Annotated in this window: 17 protein-coding genes; 6 read left to right on the top strand and 11 right to left on the bottom strand. The window is 34.0% G+C overall.

What is annotated here, in order from left to right; genetic code table 11:
* Positions 1-9 precede the first annotated feature (9 nt).
* The 5 genes from ACNQGH_RS20805 to ACNQGH_RS20825 all read left to right on the top strand — a co-directional run bounded on the left by ACNQGH_RS20805 (position 10) and on the right by ACNQGH_RS20825 (position 2,877).
* Complete coding sequence (locus tag ACNQGH_RS20805) at positions 10-240, top strand: hypothetical protein (RefSeq protein ID WP_417957937.1); 231 nt, start codon at positions 10-12, stop codon at positions 238-240.
* Between the two features lie 73 nt (positions 241-313).
* Positions 314-526, top strand: a complete 213-nt coding sequence (locus ACNQGH_RS20810; protein WP_417957952.1) for a membrane protein insertion efficiency factor YidD — start codon at positions 314-316, stop codon at positions 524-526.
* A 478-nt stretch (positions 527-1,004) separates the two neighbouring features.
* Positions 1,005-1,277 carry a hypothetical protein gene (locus ACNQGH_RS20815; RefSeq protein ID WP_417957938.1) on the top strand — a complete coding sequence of 91 codons (273 nt, stop codon included), beginning with the start codon at positions 1,005-1,007 and terminating at the stop codon, positions 1,275-1,277.
* Positions 1,278-1,525: 248 nt separating this feature from the next.
* Complete coding sequence (locus ACNQGH_RS20820) at positions 1,526-1,765, top strand: hypothetical protein (RefSeq protein ID WP_417957939.1); 240 nt, start codon at positions 1,526-1,528, stop codon at positions 1,763-1,765.
* A gap of 308 nt (positions 1,766-2,073) precedes the next feature.
* On the top strand, positions 2,074-2,877 hold the full coding sequence (locus tag ACNQGH_RS20825; protein ID WP_417957940.1) for an endonuclease/exonuclease/phosphatase family protein: 804 nt from the start codon (positions 2,074-2,076) through the stop codon (positions 2,875-2,877).
* 31 nt (positions 2,878-2,908) lie between these two features.
* Here ACNQGH_RS20825 and ACNQGH_RS20830 read toward each other — a convergent pair whose 3' ends face one another.
* Entirely contained in the window at positions 2,909-3,751 is an 843-nt protein-coding gene (locus ACNQGH_RS20830; protein WP_417957941.1) for an isoaspartyl peptidase/L-asparaginase, read from the bottom strand.
* Positions 3,752-3,820: 69 nt separating this feature from the next.
* Positions 3,821-4,693, bottom strand: a complete 873-nt coding sequence (locus ACNQGH_RS20835; RefSeq protein ID WP_417957942.1) for a cyanophycinase — start codon at positions 4,691-4,693, stop codon at positions 3,821-3,823.
* A gap of 263 nt (positions 4,694-4,956) precedes the next feature.
* Between ACNQGH_RS20835 and cphA the strand changes: the two genes are divergently transcribed.
* Entirely contained in the window at positions 4,957-7,581 is a 2,625-nt protein-coding gene (cphA, locus tag ACNQGH_RS20840) for a cyanophycin synthetase (protein WP_417957943.1), read from the top strand.
* A 216-nt stretch (positions 7,582-7,797) separates the two neighbouring features.
* On the opposite strand, the gene ACNQGH_RS20845 is transcribed toward cphA, so the two are convergent.
* From ACNQGH_RS20845 to ACNQGH_RS20885, 9 genes are all read right to left on the bottom strand, one after another.
* Complete coding sequence (locus ACNQGH_RS20845) at positions 7,798-8,460, bottom strand: hypothetical protein (protein ID WP_417957944.1); 663 nt, start codon at positions 8,458-8,460, stop codon at positions 7,798-7,800.
* Positions 8,461-8,513: 53 nt separating this feature from the next.
* On the bottom strand, positions 8,514-9,305 hold the full coding sequence (locus tag ACNQGH_RS20850; protein WP_417957945.1) for a hypothetical protein: 792 nt from the start codon (positions 9,303-9,305) through the stop codon (positions 8,514-8,516).
* Between the two features lie 611 nt (positions 9,306-9,916).
* A complete protein-coding gene (locus tag ACNQGH_RS20855; RefSeq protein WP_417957953.1) occupies positions 9,917-11,176 on the bottom strand; it encodes an asparagine synthetase B in 1,260 nt (419 codons plus the stop codon).
* Between the two features lie 271 nt (positions 11,177-11,447).
* A complete protein-coding gene (locus tag ACNQGH_RS20860; protein WP_417957946.1) occupies positions 11,448-12,113 on the bottom strand; it encodes a response regulator transcription factor in 666 nt (221 codons plus the stop codon).
* A 9-nt stretch (positions 12,114-12,122) separates the two neighbouring features.
* Positions 12,123-12,914 carry a sensor histidine kinase gene (locus ACNQGH_RS20865; RefSeq protein WP_417957947.1) on the bottom strand — a complete coding sequence of 264 codons (792 nt, stop codon included), beginning with the start codon at positions 12,912-12,914 and terminating at the stop codon, positions 12,123-12,125.
* A 643-nt stretch (positions 12,915-13,557) separates the two neighbouring features.
* Positions 13,558-13,956, bottom strand: coding sequence for a hypothetical protein (locus ACNQGH_RS20870; protein ID WP_417957948.1), 399 nt, complete (start codon positions 13,954-13,956; stop codon positions 13,558-13,560).
* A gap of 178 nt (positions 13,957-14,134) precedes the next feature.
* Complete coding sequence (gene dnaB, locus ACNQGH_RS20875) at positions 14,135-15,679, bottom strand: replicative DNA helicase (RefSeq protein WP_417957949.1); 1,545 nt, start codon at positions 15,677-15,679, stop codon at positions 14,135-14,137.
* Positions 15,680-15,819: 140 nt separating this feature from the next.
* Complete coding sequence (locus ACNQGH_RS20880) at positions 15,820-16,773, bottom strand: acetyl-CoA carboxylase carboxyltransferase subunit alpha (protein WP_417957950.1); 954 nt, start codon at positions 16,771-16,773, stop codon at positions 15,820-15,822.
* 255 nt (positions 16,774-17,028) lie between these two features.
* Entirely contained in the window at positions 17,029-17,619 is a 591-nt protein-coding gene (locus ACNQGH_RS20885; protein ID WP_417957951.1) for a dual specificity protein phosphatase family protein, read from the bottom strand.
* Positions 17,620-17,752: the final 133 nt, after the last annotated feature.

Raw genomic sequence — 17,752 nt, forward strand, 5'->3', positions numbered from 1 at the left:
GAATAAATTATGGAATATAAAGTTATACCATTTGTAGCTTCAATAGATGCAAATAAAGGAAATTCAAACCATGTGGCTCAACAGTTAGAAAGTTTGATTAAAAATTACACCAATCAGGGTTGGAAATATGTGAGACTAGAAAGTGTTTCAACTTTTGTACAACCTGAAGCTGGCTGTTTTGGATTAGGAGGAAAACCAGGATATACAACTAATCGACAAATGATTGTTTTTGAAAAATAGAATGAAATATTTAATTTTATCTATAATTCGACTCTATTGGAAACTTATTCCTCAAAATAGAAGAAAGTAATGCATTTTTAAAAAATATTGCTCCCAATATGTCTTTGAAATTACCCAAAAAGACGGTTTTATAAAAGGGTTAAAAGCATTTTGGTTTAGATACCAAAATTGCAGAGGCAATTTTGAAATCTTTAAAAATCCAATCAATAATAAAATACAAATATTACTCCCGACAAGAACAGTAATTGATATTGACGAAATAGCTGAAAGATTATTAATAAACTAAAAAAAAAAGAAAAATTATGAAAAATTATTATGTGAACAAGCAAGCACAATCAAATGGAGATCATGAAGTTCATACAGAGGATTGTCACTATTTACCAAGTCTATCAAATAGAAAAGATTTAGATAAACATGGTAGTTGTAAATCAGCTGTTGCTGAGGCAAAGAAAACCTATACAAAGTCAAATGGGTGTAAAACGTGTTCAGTAGAATGCCATACCAGTTAGAAATGAACTTTCATTTCTCAAAAATAATTAACAGACACTAGTTTAGGGATAAACATCAATAAATCAGAAATTTTTCCTAGACTTAAAACTAAAAGCGGAATATAAATAACAGAGCTTTTTATTAGAACCAGAGTATCCGGAGTTTCATATAGAAAATATTTTAACTCATTAAAATCGGGTAGTTGTCTTTTAATGTTTATCGTCTATTTCAGTAGGTGTGTCTTTTGCCAAATCCTTAAATAATATTATTCGACTATGAAAAAACTTTTACATACAACCTTATTTCTTTTGTTTACATATGGTGCTTCAAGTCAAACAACATTCAAAAAATTAATTGCGTCGACTTGTGAAAGCAGAGGCTGTACCGGCTCTGAATATTGTTCTGCATGTAAGAACTGTTCTGGTTGTAAGCATTGTAATCAGAATGGAGGAACTTGTGGAGTGTGTGCTCCAACTACAAAAAATAAAACTATTTCAAAAAAAATAAAAAGCAATAAAAATTCAATAAAAACAAGAAAACAAATTTAAAATATACTAATTAAATTTCTGCAAAATATGGATTCTAATATTAACATGACCATTCAATTAGGAAATTCTTTAAAAATAAAGTCAACGACTATTGCATTGAAGATGACTATCGTAATGTTCTTATTATAGTAACAGATGGCTATATTTATTACCAAGATTCTAAAATAAAGGAGGGGAATTCAACTAGTTACCTTACTCCAGAAACAATAAAAAATAATCAATTAAACAACTCTGATTGGAGTAAGAAAATGATGAATCAAAAATTAGAATTTCTAAAAGCTAATAATGATCTATCAAACCTTGAAATTCTTGTTTTAGGTATCAATCCAAACCCTAAAAACCCATACGAAGAAGATGTGATAAAAGCCTATTGGACAAATTGGTTCAAAGCAATGAAAGTAAAAAGATTTGAAATAAGAAATGCTGATTTACCATCTGATATGGATAAAGTAATTAAGGATTTTATATCAAAAAAATTAAAAAGTTAAGACAAAATCAATTACAAAAAAAAGTCATTCTATATACTGTATTCCCATTTATTTTAGTTCGAGCACTAATCCACGAAACGGTCACTATAAAAATAGTAAGGAGAGTTCACATTAAAAGAATGGAACTCTTTTTAGAATAAACAAAAGCGAAAATATCCAAATAATCGGGCATTTTTTTTGCTAAGAATATGACCCTCATAAAAAGATCATGATCGACATATATTTCTAAATTTGTTCAAAATTTAGATTCGTATTAAATAAAAACACTATTTTGGCTAAGATATTTTTACTCCCTATATTTTTCCTAGATGAAGTCCTTTCTTTCCATTATACTTTTTTTTATTTCCGCTGTTACATTCTCCCAAACCAAACTCCTGTCCTGGAATCTGGAAAACTTTGGTAAATCAAAATCTGAAGAAACGATCAACTATATTGCAAATTCGCTAAGGGACTATGATATTATAGCTATTCAGGAAGTGGTGGCAGGCTACGGCGGAGCTCAGGCAGTGGCAAGATTAGCGGATGAACTCAATCGCAAAGGAGCCAAGTGGGATTATGTCATTAGTGACCCAACCAGTAGTAGTGCCTATAAAACCGAACGGTACGCTTTTATCTGGAAAACCGACAAATTAAAAAAAATAGGACGTGCCTGGCTCGAAAAAAAATACCATTTAGAGATTGACCGAGAACCGTATTTCTGTACGTTTCAATATGAGAACAAACAGTTTACCGTGGCAAATTTTCACGCTATAACTAAAAATAAACAACCAGAAACCGAGATTAAATATTTCAAATTTTTACCTGAAGAATATCCCACTTTGAATTTAATTTTCGCAGGTGATTTCAATTGTCCACAATCACATACGGTCTTCAATCCTTTGAAAAAAATGGGATATCAATCAATTTTGGTTGACCAAAAAACGTCGCTCAAACAAGCATGCAAAAATGATAAATGCCTCGCATCAGAATTTGATAATATGTATTTCAAAACTTCAAAAATCAATCCCATAAATTCCGGGATTATTTCTTTTTACAAAAAATTCAATTCATTAAAAGAGGCCAGAATAATATCCGATCATATTCCTATTTGGTTTGAATTTTCTTTGAATTAATCTCTTAAATAGATCTCCATCTAAAAAAAAATTAATCGAAAACTTCAAAATTATCTCCGTCAAAACTGGCAAAAACCATAGCGGGATGTGAATCCTGATGAAACATATTCCCTTGAATATCAATGGCAATGGCGCCTGCAAAACCATCATAAGGTTTTAATTCGTTAAACGTTTTGACGAAAGCTTCCTGCAAAGTAAATCCATCGGTAACACGAGTGACAATTTTGGCAGCTGTTGCATTACTCACAATATCTTCGCCTACACCAGTCAAACTCACGCCACAAAATGAATTGGCATAATTGCCTGCTACGGTTGCAGAATCTGAAATGCGACCTGGCATCTCAAAACCTTTTCCGCCTGTAGATGTCGCTACTGCAATTTTTCCATTTTGGTCTTGAGCCACGCAACCCACCGTACCTGTACCTAGTGATTTCAGTTTCGCTTCATATTCAGCTCGCCGCTGCGGAATTTCGGTTGAAAAAGATTCAAAACCATGTTGTCGCGCAAAATTAGTTGCTCCACTTCCACCTAAAACTCTGTCGTCAAATTCCATCAGTATTTGGGCAACCTGAACTGGATTTTTCACCTCTTCGATATTGATAACGCCACTCATTTTCTGAGTCTCACCATCCATAATTGCCGCGCTCATTCTGATTTTTCCGTCACTTTGTATTTGGGAACCAATTCCTGCATTAAACAATTCATCATCTTCCAAAAGAGAAACTGCATAAACAACTGTTTCTAATGCCGAATGGGTTTTTAAAAATGCATAGGAATCTTTTACAATTTGTTCCAGCGCATTTTGCTTGGCGACTTTTGTTTCATGATTAGTAGATGATTCTGAAAAAAAACCGCCGTGTATAATTAGTTTCATGTTGTAGATGTTGGATATCGGATATTTGATAATGGGACTAAAGTCCAAAATCAATTACACCAATCTGAATTATAGGTAATGTGAAGATTGTATATGCATCAAATGCGTTTCTAGATTATAGGTATCAAATTTGCTCATGACATGGGTCACCAAATGTGAAATTGAAATGGGTTGTCCTAATTCTACTTTGGTTAAATTGGTGTCTTTTATTTCACGTCCATCAACCAAAATCACCAATCCCGAACCAATAGCTTCCATTTGGCTATTATTGGTAATCAATAATCCCGTATCTTCTCCAAGTCCTATCCCCAGTACTCTGGGATTACCAACAACCGCTTGAAAAAGTCGGCCAATTCTTCCGCGTTGTACAAAATGGGTATCGATAATAACACCATCTATTAAACCTAATCCGCTAGAAATTTTCACTTCGCCTTTCAATAAAGCTTCAGAACTACTGCCTTGATAAATCATATTATTTGAAGCTGCTGCAGCCCCTGCAGAAGTTCCAGCATAAATAAACTCTTCATTATGGTATTTATCCAATAAAATATCATGAAATTTTGTTCCACCAAGAATAGAAGTCAATCGCAATTGATCCCCTCCGGTAAACATAACAATATCTGCTGCTTTTAATCGGGCCAAAACCGTTTCGTCAGCAGCTTCTTCGCGTCTTTCTATGGTAAGTATATCAACATTTTTAGCATTCAGATGCTCAAATGCTTTAACATATTCCGGGCCAATTTCTCTTGGGATTACTGAAGCTGTTGTAATCACTTCTATTCGAGAATTCTCTTTGTGTTTTGATTCGTTTATTATCCTTTTTAAAATTCCGGTTTCAAAAAAGTTTAAATTGCTAGTTGCATTTTTATCCAAATCGGTTTCAGTAAAACTTCCTTTATCAACCGCACCTCCTATTATTATAAGTTTTCCTAGTATATTCATTTGGTAAAAATAACCAAAAAGATAAAAAAAGCCAGTGAAGTAACCTTTTTTTTTAAATTATAACAAGCGGAATAATTATTGTTTATTTTTGAGGGAATAAATTTTGATTCCTTTTTTTTAAAAACTATATTAGTTGAATTCTATACTTTTAAAAAAAAATACCCATCTAAAAGAATCCTTTTTTTCAAAGTTAGAATATATCATATTTAAAATCAATTCCTTACATATATCCATTTTAATTCAAAAAATAACATTTCCGTTTTATGAAAATAATTAAAATACAAGCCCTTCGCGGACCCAATATTTGGAGCATCCAAAGAAAAAAATTAATTCAAATGCGGTTGGATTTAGAGGAAATGGAACAATTTCCCACTAATAAAATAGAAGGATTCAGAGAGCGAATTGAAGCAATGTTTCCTACAATGATTGAGCATCGCTGTTCCGAAGGCTGTCGTGGCGGATTTTTTTCCAGAGTGGAACGCGGAACCTGGATGGGACACGTAATTGAACATATTGCTCTTGAGATCCAATCTTTGGCAGGAATGGAAACCGGCTTTGGCAGGACCAGAGAAACGAAAACTCCAGGAACGTACAATGTAGTCTTTAGTTATACCGAAGAAAATGTTGGTCTTTTCGCAGCAGAATCAGCTGTTGCAATTGCAGAAGCACTAATTGCCGGAACTGATTACGATTTAAATGCCGACTTACAGAAAATGCGTGAAATACGGGAACGTGTTCGACTGGGGCCAAGCACCGGGAGTATTGTAGAAGAAGCTGTTTCCAGAAATATTCCGTGGATAAGACTCGGAACAAATTCCCTAGTTCAGCTAGGATATGGTATCAATCAAATGCGTTTTCAGGCAACAATTACCTGTAAAACGAGCAGTATTGCTGTAGATATTGCCTGTAACAAAGAACAAACCAAAAAGATGTTGGATATGGCATCGATTCCTGTGGCCAACGGAAGCATTTGTATTGACGAGGAAGGTTTGGCTGAAACTATAAAAAAAATTGGTTATCCGATCGTACTAAAACCTTTGAATGGCAATCATGGAAAAGGCGCGTCTATTAATGTCACTAATTGGGAAGATGCTGTTTCAGGCTTGGCTTTCGCACAAGAATATGGCAAACGAGTCATCGTAGAAAAATTCATTACCGGCTTCGACTTTAGAATATTGGTTATTGATAATAAATTAGTTGCTGCCGCAAAAAGAGTTCCTGCCCATATAGTAGGAAATGGAAAAGACACTATTCAGCATTTAATTGACACAACCAATCTTGATCCCAGAAGAGGTTACGGCCATGAAAATGTACTGACTCAAATAGATGTAGACAGAGATACCGAAGACTTGTTGGAAAAACTAGGCTATACATTAGAAACGGTTCCCAGAATTGGTGAAATTGTATTTCTAAAATCTACCGCCAATTTAAGTACTGGCGGAACCTCCGTAGATGTTACCGATATGATGCACCCGGAAAATATCTTTCTTGCCGAAAGGATTTCAAGAGTAATTGGATTAGACATTTGTGGTGTTGACGTCATGGCAGAGAATTTAACACAACCCTTAAAAGAAAACGGTGGTGTAATACTGGAAGTCAATGCAGCACCAGGTTTTAGAATGCACCTTGCTCCTTCTGAAGGATTGCCCAGAAACGTAGCTTCACCAGTTATTGACATGTTATATCCTCCTGGCAAATCCTTTCATATTCCCATAATGGCTGTGACGGGAACCAATGGTAAAACAACCACTACCCGACTTTTGGCACACATTGTGAAAAATAATGGTTTCAAAGTGGGATTCACCACATCGGATGGCATTTATATTCAAAATCACATGATGGAAAAAGGGGATACCACCGGACCTCTTAGTGCTGAGTATATTTTAAGAGATCCAACGGTGGAATTTGCAGTTTTAGAAACGGCTCGGGGTGGAATCCTTCGTTCTGGTTTGGGTTTCAGTAGTTGTGATATTGGAATTATTACTAATATTCAGGAAGATCATTTGGGTTTAAGTGATATTCACTCCTTAGATGATTTGGCAAGAGTTAAAGCTACTGTTGTAAAAAGCATCAAGAAAGATGGTTGGGCAGTTTTGAACGGTGACGATGAGCATTGTGTAAAAATAGGCCAGGACCTGCATTGCAATGTTGCTTATTTTAGTTTGAGTGAAGACAGTGATTTCATTAAAAAACTTTGCGCTGAAGGAAAAACTGTTGCCGTATATGAAAACGGGTTTATTACGATCAAAAAAGGGGAATGGAAAATCCGAATCGAACGCGCTACTCACGTTCCTTTAACGTTGGGTGGAAAAGCAAAATTCATGATTGCCAACGTACTTGCTGCAACTTTAGCGAGTTATTTATGGGGTTTTAAAACAGAAGATATTAGTTTGTCCTTACAGACTTTTATTCCAAGTGCGGCACAAACTCCCGGTCGTATGAATATTTTTGAATTTAAAAAATTTAAAGTATTGATTGATTTTGCTCATAATCCATCTGGGTACAAAGGTGTGGAAGAATATTTACAAAGTGTCGATGCTACCAGGAAAATTGGAATTATTGCTGGTGTCGGAGACCGTCGTGATGAAGATATTAGAGAATGTGCTTTTATAGCAGCCCGAATGTTCGACCATATTATCATTCGACAAGAAAAATTCCTGAGAGGAAGAACCGAAGAGGAAATTATTGATTTAATACTCGAAGGAATTAAAAATTCAGGTAAAATAGTTACTTATGAAATTATTCCTAAAGAAACCGAAGCGATTAAACACGCTATCAATTGTGCCGAAGAAGGAAGCTTCATTACTGCATTAAGTGATGTGGTTACCAATGCTATCGATATTGTACAAGAATATTTAGATAAAGAAAACGAACACGGAAGCGTTTAATTTTTTTTCACAAACATCAAAAGCTACTGTAACAGGTGGGGTTTAATTGTTAAGTTTTTAACCAAACTAATTATTCGATATGTCTAAAATTGGAATAGTACGATTTGGGAGCTATTACCCTTTATATTTTTTTCACTTGTTCTCAGCACCCGCTTTTCAAGCGAACTCGAATTGATAAGCACATCGCTTCTATGGAGAAGAGATTCTTATCACTGATCACTTAGGTAGGGATCCAACTTTAAACGTATGAGTTAGATTATCAAAATAGATGGTTGAAGTTTGTTTCAAATCAATTTCAAGATAGCTTCCTACGACAACACTTTTTTGAGCAGTAATATTAGGAGTTGGCATAGTAGAAGGGATAATCATATTGCTGGATATTCCTCCAGCTGCAAAAATCCAAACCATGTTATTCGTCTCAAAATATAGGGTCTGATTATAGGGCACAGCATATACATTGATTGCATAATAATCCGCATCAGAGCTACTATTAATAGTTACTTTTTGTCCAAGCCCACAAGTGAGATTGTAATTGCCATCGATATTTCTTTCATTTAAAAGCCCATATACCTGGTCTGAATAAGCAGGGGAGCTTCCTTTAAACCCAGTATTGTCAAAAGTATATACATTTCCGATAGTTACTTTTTGCTGAGTATTCATGTGGATTGTATCCATATAAGATATACTTTGTGATGAAGCATATTCAATCCAATCATCAAGAAAATCAATGATATTAATATCACCAAAAGGGCTAAAAGAAACGCAAGCAACTAAATATTTATAATCTTCATTTCCTGGTAAAGCCAAAACAATGGTTTCTTTATTATCTAAAAGAAATTGTCTGCCTATCTGATCAATTTGAATGTTTAAACTACTCATAAAATCTTATATTAAGCTACCCCGTTGCAATTACAACGGGGCAGCTTCTTTATTTATGAAGGAGTATTCAATAATTGAGTTAATGAAGCTCCTGAAGAAATTATCGTGACAGGCGCACCACCTTTAGCACTCGTAATTCCATAAGTACTGGCTATCATTTGTAAATCATATTCAATACTTGAAGCATTGAATACAAAAGTACAACCAGGAGCTGCTGCATTTCCAACAACTGATCCGGATACCATATTTGTTTGGGCAGCAAATAAACAAACCTTTTCATTCGGTTGCATACTTACGGATCCTTGTGGTGTACAAGTAAATGCACAGAAAGGTGCATAATCTCCGTTTACTTTTGCTGCTAATCCAACAGTTACATTACTGGTTCCAGAAGGACGATTATTTAAAACAGTTATTATGCCAGGATTCGCACTGCCGGTAACTGAAAAAGTACCATCTGAATTAAACTGAACAGCTGTACCTAATGGGAGCTCTAAAGATAAACACTCCATTTTTATAGTCGTGTTTGTCCCAATGTTTGCTTGATTATAAACATACACTTTGTAAAGTGGCTCATAATCAATTTGAACATTACCGAACATTTCCATATATGGCTCTGCGAACCAGGTTGGCAATCCGCTTGACACTTGATTTGGACCTGTTGCTCCTTTGTACCCCAATAAAGTGTAATTATTCACTTGAAGGTAAGACAAAATAGCTTTTTGGTCAGCGCTCGTAAAATCGAAATCGATCACATAAACTGTTCCTGCCGAAGTTTGTTTAAATAATGATGTTTCTGCCACTGCAGTTCCTGCTAATGCACTTTCTGAAAAATTTGTTGTAGACATAATTAATTTGATTTATAGGTTTTTCTCATTATTGAGGGGCTCCTACTCTATTAAGGCTTTTCGGATTCCGCCTGTCATGTATTCGAATAATAACAATCCAAATATCTTCATAATAAACAAGCTGACATAGCGTAATTATACCCGAAATAAATCCAGGTATATTTACCTGTATTTACTTCATTATAAACCAAATACATTTCTAAACATGCCTAGCGCGCACGTTTTCAATCAAATTATCTCAAATTTGTCATTTTCTATTGTGAATAGGTATTTAGGGGGAAAGCAATATCCTTGAAGTAGCACCTCATACCAATTGTTATTTCAAATTAGTATAATTTTTATTGGATTAATTTATAAGCAAGTGCATTATCCCAATTGTAATAAGTAAGTATCATTTGAAAATAGGATAAATTTGGAAACCTACTTAATAGTCCTACTAATTAATCATGGAGTTTAACTATAAAATTTAGGAAACTTTCACTTTTATGCTATAACTTTAAATAGAAGTATTTCCAATAGTTGGAATATTTTAGCAGCTTAATACACTTGCAAAAAAGTTTCGCAGTTCATCTGAAGAATTTAATAAAAAATTAAATTTAAAACGTATAGGATTACGTCTTCTGTTTTTTCTTCTTCGCTGCGGGAAACAACACATTATTCAAAATCAAGCGATAGCCCGGTGAATTTGGATGCAAATCAAGAACCGTAGGTGCATCACCTACTTGATGTTGAAAATCCTCAGGATCGTGACCACCATAAAAAGTGAACATTCCTTTTCCTTTTTCACCGTGAATGTAACGTGCTTCACCATTCAGCTCGCAAGTTCCCATCACCAAAATATTAGATTTTATAAGTGAAGCATCAAAAGAAGTTGTCTGCCCCATGAATCCTTTGACCAACTGTGTATGATTTTGGCACAACATACTTGGTACTGGATCCCATTTTGCCGAAAACTCCATTAGTGTAAAATAATCTTTATCCATTAAAATTCTTCTTTTCGAAGTCATATCAATATCAGAAAATTCATATTGCTCCGGTCTTCTTTCTAAAATAAAATCTTTAAAAGCAAACGAATTATTGTAATTCATCTTCGATTGATAATTAGCATCACTGGCATCACCATCAAACATAGCTTCGCAAATATCCACGCCGTCTGCCGCCAAGGCAATGTCAAAACTATCCGTTGCAGAACACATTGCAAACATAAATCCACCTCCAATCACAAAGTCTCTGATTTTTTTGGCAACAGCTCCTTTTTCTTGTGAGACTTTCGAATAGCCTAATTTGGTTGCTAATGCTTCGGCATCTTTCTTTTGTTCAATGTACCATGGTACATTTTTGTAGGCCCCATAAAACTTACCATATTGACCCGTAAAATCTTCATGATGCAAATGCAACCAATCGTAAAGTAGCAATTGGTCGTTTAAAACTTCTTCATCGTAAATGGGTGTGAAAGGAATTTCGGCATAAGTCAAAACGAGTGTCACAGCGTCATCCCAGGGCTGTTTTCCTTTGGGTGTATAAACGGCTATTTTGGGAGCTTTTTCAAGTACTACTGTCTCCATATTTTGAGAAGGACTAGAAATCTCATCTAAAATTCTGGCTTCTTCACTATCGGAAAGAATTTCAAAACTCACCCCCCTAATTTGACATTCTTTGCGTATTTCTTCGGCATCAGGCAATAAAAAAGAACCTCCCCGATAATTGAGCAACCAACTTGCTTTATAATTTTTATCCAAAGACCAATACGCAATTCCATAGGCCTTCAGATGATTTTGCTGCGTGGTTTCATCCATGGGCAACAAAATAAAAGAAGCTTTTGCTACTATTGACAATAGTAAAAAAAGAAAACACACGAATCGCTTAGACATCATATTAAACTATTTTGTATCAAAGATATAGGAAGAATATCTAAATTAGTCTTATTTGGCATTCAAATTAAATCAAATTAGGCTGCTATTTTTTAAGAGTCCTGATTCAAAATTAGACCATTTAATCGTATTGATATATATTTAAAAAATAGGTCTGCCTTTGTTAATCGTGCCCCTAACCGTTTTTTATGTTTTTTCCTTCCAATTTCTAAGTCATTAACTCTAAAAATAATTGAATGCCAAGACCTCTTATTACAAAACGCACTTCATATTAATTGTTGAGAAATGCAATTTCATTTTGTATCGCATAAACCACTAATCCTGCTATATTTCTTGATTCCGTTTTAAGTAATAAATTATTCCGGTGTCCTTCTACCGTTCTTGGACTTATAAAGAGCTGTTCCGCGATTTCAATTGTATTTTTTTGTTTACATATCAACTGTAAAACTTCAATTTCACGAATTGTAAGGTAATTAGTTGCAAAATTATTTTTATTCTTTTTGCCTTTCAATATATCTTCCTGAATAATTTTCATCACATAATCTGTATAATAAAACCCTTTAGAAGCAACCTCATTGATGGCTGTTACTAATTGTTGAGGGGTCGCGTTCTTGATTAGATAAGAAACTGCACCCTGATGTATCATATTAGCCACAAAAGATCTCGAATCATAGCTGGTTAAAGCAATAATCTTGATTTCCGGAAAATCTTTGTGAATAGTCTTTGTGACTTCGACTCCGCTTATTACCGGCATTTTCACATCCATAATAATAATATCTGGATGATTTTTATTTTCCTTCAAAAAGGACATAAGTTCACTTCCTTGAGACGCTTCAAAAATAACATCAATATTTTTTTCTTTTTCCAATAAAAAAGAAATTCCTTTTCTAAATAAAATCTCATCGTCAACTAAAATAATTCTGATTGGATTACTCATAATTTAAAATTAAAAATTAATAACAACTTTTATTCCTTTATTTATAATTGAGTCAATAGTGATTGTTGCATTTAAAAAAGCAACTCTGCTTTCGATATTTTTCATCCCGAGACCGTTTTGATTTTGTTTGTCATTGACATCAAAACCGCTTCCGTCATCAATATAGACACATCGCTTTGATCCTTCGTTTTCGTCGAAAAGAATGGAAATATTTGCAGCTTTTCCATGACGCAAAGAATTGTTCATCAATTCCTGCAAAATTCTAAAAATGTGTAAATCTTTGTCTTTATCCAAACTGTCAAAATGAACCTGATTTTGATAACTAACGTTTATCAATTTACTACTATTAAATTCTAGACAGAGTTCTTCGACCCCCGCATGAAACCCGAATTTATCTAACACAGGAGGCAACAAACCATGTGCGATTTTTCTAGAATTATCAAGTGCTTTTCCGCTAAGATTGATGATATTTTTCGTGATTTCTGCAATCTCGTTTTCGGACAAATTAGGGGTGGTTAGCAAATGACTGTTCAAAGAAACTATATTAAGTTTAGAACTAATATCATCATGCAAATCTTGAGCAATACGCTTGCGTTCGGCTTCTTGCGTAATAATTTCTGCACGAAGCAACTCTTTTTGGTGGTAAATTTCCAAATCTTTTTTTTCTAATTCCTTAAGGATTATTTTTTTTCTTGAAAAATAGAAGAACAACACCAAGACCACTCCCATCAGAAGAAAAGCGATGCAGATGTAAATGATTATTTCAATTAAATCGCTCTCTAGAATAACGTCTTTCCTCATAAAATACTATTCAATATTTTTGTTAGAAAAACTTTTTTTCCATTCAACTAAAATAAATAGCTGATACACAACATATAAAAAAGCATTCAAAGTCCACGTTATTAAACTCATTTTTGAACTTAATAAAGTTGTCAAATTCCCAACAAGGAATAGAATTGTACTTCCAAATAAATACATCAAAACTCCTATGTTAATGTAATAAAACTCTTTTTTTTCATTTAACATATTGTAAAAATGAAAGGTAGCATAAATAATTAGCAAAAAAGAAGTAATGAATATTTCAAATAAATTGAATGCAAAAAAAAGATTCCTGTTATAAGCGTATTGGATGGATAAAACCAATAACACTAAAACCATACTTGCTTTTACAATTTTTATTTGAGACGCTTCTTTTAAAATAATCATGTAAAAAAAACTCAATAAAACAAATTGACCAATAAAATAAAAATGGGACAAGAATAAATTCATAATATTTAGCCTCATCAGAATATTCGATATAATTTGTACACTAAAAATTACTCCCAAATACCAGGTAAAAATTGTATAGGCTCTCCCTTGATGAGGAAAGCCTTTTATATACAATATAAAATTAAGCAATAAAATTAAAATTCCAACATATATAAACACCTCATTCATAGCGATTTTAACTATTTAAAGGGCTAGATGGGTCACCATTTGGAGGACAAGGTGATGTGAAATCATAAACATCATCTCGTTGGTCTCCAGCATTTGCTGCTCCAACGGTAATCATATCAACATAGATCCCTGTTTCCGCATCGAATTTAGTGCCAACAATCATTAGTTTCTCCACATTATTCTCATCTACCCCAATATAGGCTCTTACGGCATCAATGCCCTCCGCTAAGACTTCTAATAAATCAACTTTAGGAATTAAAAACGCATTCAATTGATGGTGCTTGTTATAGTCCCCTTCTTTTTTTGCCCATCGCTTGGCCCATTTTTGTGCTTCTTTTAAGGGAATAGTGTTTACTTCTTTCTTCACTTTTGATGTGTTGCTTACCGATACAGTTTCTTCAGACATAATTTTTACTTTTTTGGTTAAACTTTTTTTGATTTGCTCATAATCTATACGCTAAGCTAATCTTTTTTTTTATATTTTAACAAATAAAAGATTACGGATTAAAAAATTAAAATAGGGACCATCCAAAAATTAAATTAACAAAAAAGAGGCTGCCTTTTTAAGACAGCCTCCTATATTTCTAGAACGGTACATCACTGTCATCGTCCGGGTCATTCAGATTACTTCCAAAAGCTTCATTGGCTGACGGGAGATTTTTTGTAATAAAAGGATTGTCATCTTGGTTCATACTTGATGGCAAATCATCATAACCTCCGCTGTAATCTTCCAGATTATCAAATTTACCCAAATGTCCAATAAATTTCAACCTAACGTTTTCTATACTACCATTACGATGTTTGGCTATCATTATTTCTGCCTGACCAGCAGTTGGTGAGGCTTCATCATCATCCCATTCGTCAATTTTGTAATATTCGGGACGGTATAGAAACGATACAATATCCGCATCTTGCTCAATCGCACCCGATTCACGAAGGTCAGAAAGTAATGGCCTTTTACTGGAACCACGGGTTTCAACGGCACGAGACAATTGAGAAAGTGCAATAACTGGAACATTGAGTTCCTTGGCCAAGGCTTTTAAGTTTCTCGAAATTGTAGAAATCTCCTGCTCTCTGTTCCCTCCTCCTTTTCCATTTCCACCTGCAGTCATCAATTGCAAGTAATCGACAATAATAATTCTTATACCATGCTGCGAAACCAGACGTCTCGCTTTTGCTCTTAAATCAAAAATAGATAGTGAAGGTGTATCATCAATATACAACGGGGCTTTTTCTAAATTTTTAACTTTAGTACTTAATTGTTCCCATTCGTGTTTTTCCAGTTTTCCGGTACGTAATTTCTCAGAAGACAAACCTGTTTCGGAAGAAATCAAACGGGTGATCAACTGAACCGATGCCATCTCAAGGGAAAATAAGGCAACAGGCATTCCGAAATCAATTGCCATATTTCTAGCCATCGATAATACAAATGCGGTCTTACCCATTGCTGGTCTTGCCGCTATGATAATTAAATCACTTGGTTGCCAACCTGAAGTAATCTTATCTAATTTCTCAAAACCAGTCGCCACACCACTCAATCCTTCTTGGCCAGCAATTTCTTCTATTCGTTTTTTGGCCTGCAAAACTAAACTCTGAGCAGTTTCAGAACTACGTTTTATATTTCCTTGCGTTACCTCGTACAATTTAGACTCTGCTCGGTCCAATAAATCAAAAACATCAGTTGTTTCATCGTAGGACTCTTCAATAATTTCCGTCGATATACGAATCAAGCTGCGCTGAATAAACTTTTGAAGAATAATCCTGGAATGAAATTCAATGTGCGCAGAAGACGATATCTTTTGTGTAAGCTGAATTAAGTAAAAATCTCCTCCTGCTAATTCTAATTTTGCATTTTTTTTGAGTTGGGCAGAAACGGTTAATAAGTCAATAGGCTGTGTTTCTGTAAACAGTTGAACGATAGCCTCAAAAATATGTTTGTGAGCATCTTTATAAAAAGCATCGGGTTGTAAAATGTCAATTACATCATCTACTCCTTTTTTATCAATCATCATGGCGCCAAGCACAGCCTCTTCTAAATCGAGAACCTGCGGTTGCAATTTTCCTTTTTCAAGGCTTATTATAGTAGTTTTATCAACCTTCACAGGATTAATATTTCTGAAGTTTTCCATAGAGCGAAAGTAACAAAAATTAAAAAAATATCGTCATTGAGTTGTTACAAATAATTGTTCATAAGTAACTATTTTTTGTTTATAACCATAAAAAAATCCGAAACTGTAAGGCTTCGGATTAAATACAAATTTGTAAGATTTTACTCTTTATATTCGCCCATTTTACTGTATTTGTCCATTCTTCTAGCAACTAATTCTTCTGTTGATAAGTCTTTCAATTCATTGAATCCTTTCATTATATATTGCTCTACCGTTTTGAAAGCAGTCTCTCTGTCGTAATGTGCTCCACCTAATGGTTCAGGAATAATATCGTCGACTAATTTTTGCTTTTTCATGTCAGCGGAAGTCAATTTCAATGCTTCTGCAGCTTGTTCTTTATATTCCCAGCTTTTCCATAAAATTGAAGAGCATGATTCAGGTGAAATAACAGAATACCAAGTATTTTCCATCATATAAACCCTGTCACCCACACCTATCCCTAATGCACCGCCAGAAGCTCCTTCACCTACAATAACTGTGATGATTGGTACTTTTAAACGAATCATTTCAAATATATTTCTGGCAATGGCTTCACCCTGACCGCGTTCTTCTGCTTCCAGCCCTGGATAAGCTCCCGGAGTGTCGATTAAAGTCAATACCGGAATACCAAATTTTTCAGCCATTTTCATTAATCGCAATGCTTTTCTATATCCTTCAGGATTTGGCATCCCAAAATTACGAAACTGACGTGTCTTTGTATTGAATCCTTTTTGTTGACCAACAATCATAAAAGATTGTCCATCAATTTTTCCTAAGCCACCAATCATGGCTTTATCGTCTTTAAAACCTCTATCCCCAAAAAGTTCCAGGAAAGTTTCACCACATAAAGCACGTACATGATCCATTGTGTAGGGACGACTAGGATGTCTGGATAGCTGTACACGTTGCCAAGCAGTAAGGTTCTTATAAATATGCCTTTTGGTTTCTTCCAGTTTTTTGTTGATTTGTTTGCAAGTATTCGTTACATCAACATCTGATTCTTGACCAATAACAAGACATTTATCTAACTGCTCTTCTAGTTCTTTTATAGGAAGCTCAAAATCTAAATATTCCATAGGATTTCTGCGTTTTTGTTTTTAATTGGAACCGCAAATATAAAATTTTAAATCGTTCAAAAAGGTAAATTTTGTATTTATGTATTAAACTGAACATTATACATTACGAAAATCATTCTCAAAATAAAGATGCAAGCTTATTTATTTTTCATTTGAAACATAATAATCAGGTACTTATAAATTAATTGCAATTTATTTTTGAAATAAAAATCAAATAAAAGCTAAATTAGCTGAATTGCGTATTAAGCAGCTAAATTACTTCTTTTCCGATGCTAATTCTTTTCTGGATTTGTACGCTTTTAAGTATTCTCCTTTTGGAGTTCCATCATCAAATGAACTGTACTTTATTAGTGTCCTTACCCCTTTTCGTGCTGCTTCGTTTGTGAAATTTTCATATTCAATTCTATATATTGCCGAATACATTTCGGCCCGACCGATTCCGTGATAACAATGAATCAGTACTGGATAATTTTCTTTATTGTCCATTATTTTAAAAAACCGATCCAAATTTTCTTGTTTAGGGACCTGATCTGAACCATTATTAAAATAGCTCACTCCTTTTATTTTTGCAACAGCTTCCTGCTCGGCAGTAAGCTCAACAGGGATTTCAGGGTTATTCTTTAAATCAGTGGTACCTGGAAAACGCAAATCTATTATCGATTTTATATGATATTTCTTAACGTAACTTTCGATTTCATCTGGAGGAATCATTCCTGACTTGTAAACTTTTCCGTCAGTAATCGTTTCAAAATTATGATTGATATTCATATCATAAACGTATTTTCCAACAAAGATTAAGACGATTCCAAATAAAGCAAAACTTATTAATTTTTTATTTCTTTTCATATGTGTTTTATGTTATTTTTTTTAAATTTGACACCAATATTTACCTACCAAAGTTTCCTTTAGATGCTTAACTTCGGAATGTAATTTTTGCCAAATTGCGGTCTTTTTTTAGATTAACGTGTTGTAATCTCTA

The sequence above is a fragment of the Flavobacterium kochi genome, assembly GCF_048286715.1.
Lineage (GTDB): Bacteria > Bacteroidota > Bacteroidia > Flavobacteriales > Flavobacteriaceae > Flavobacterium.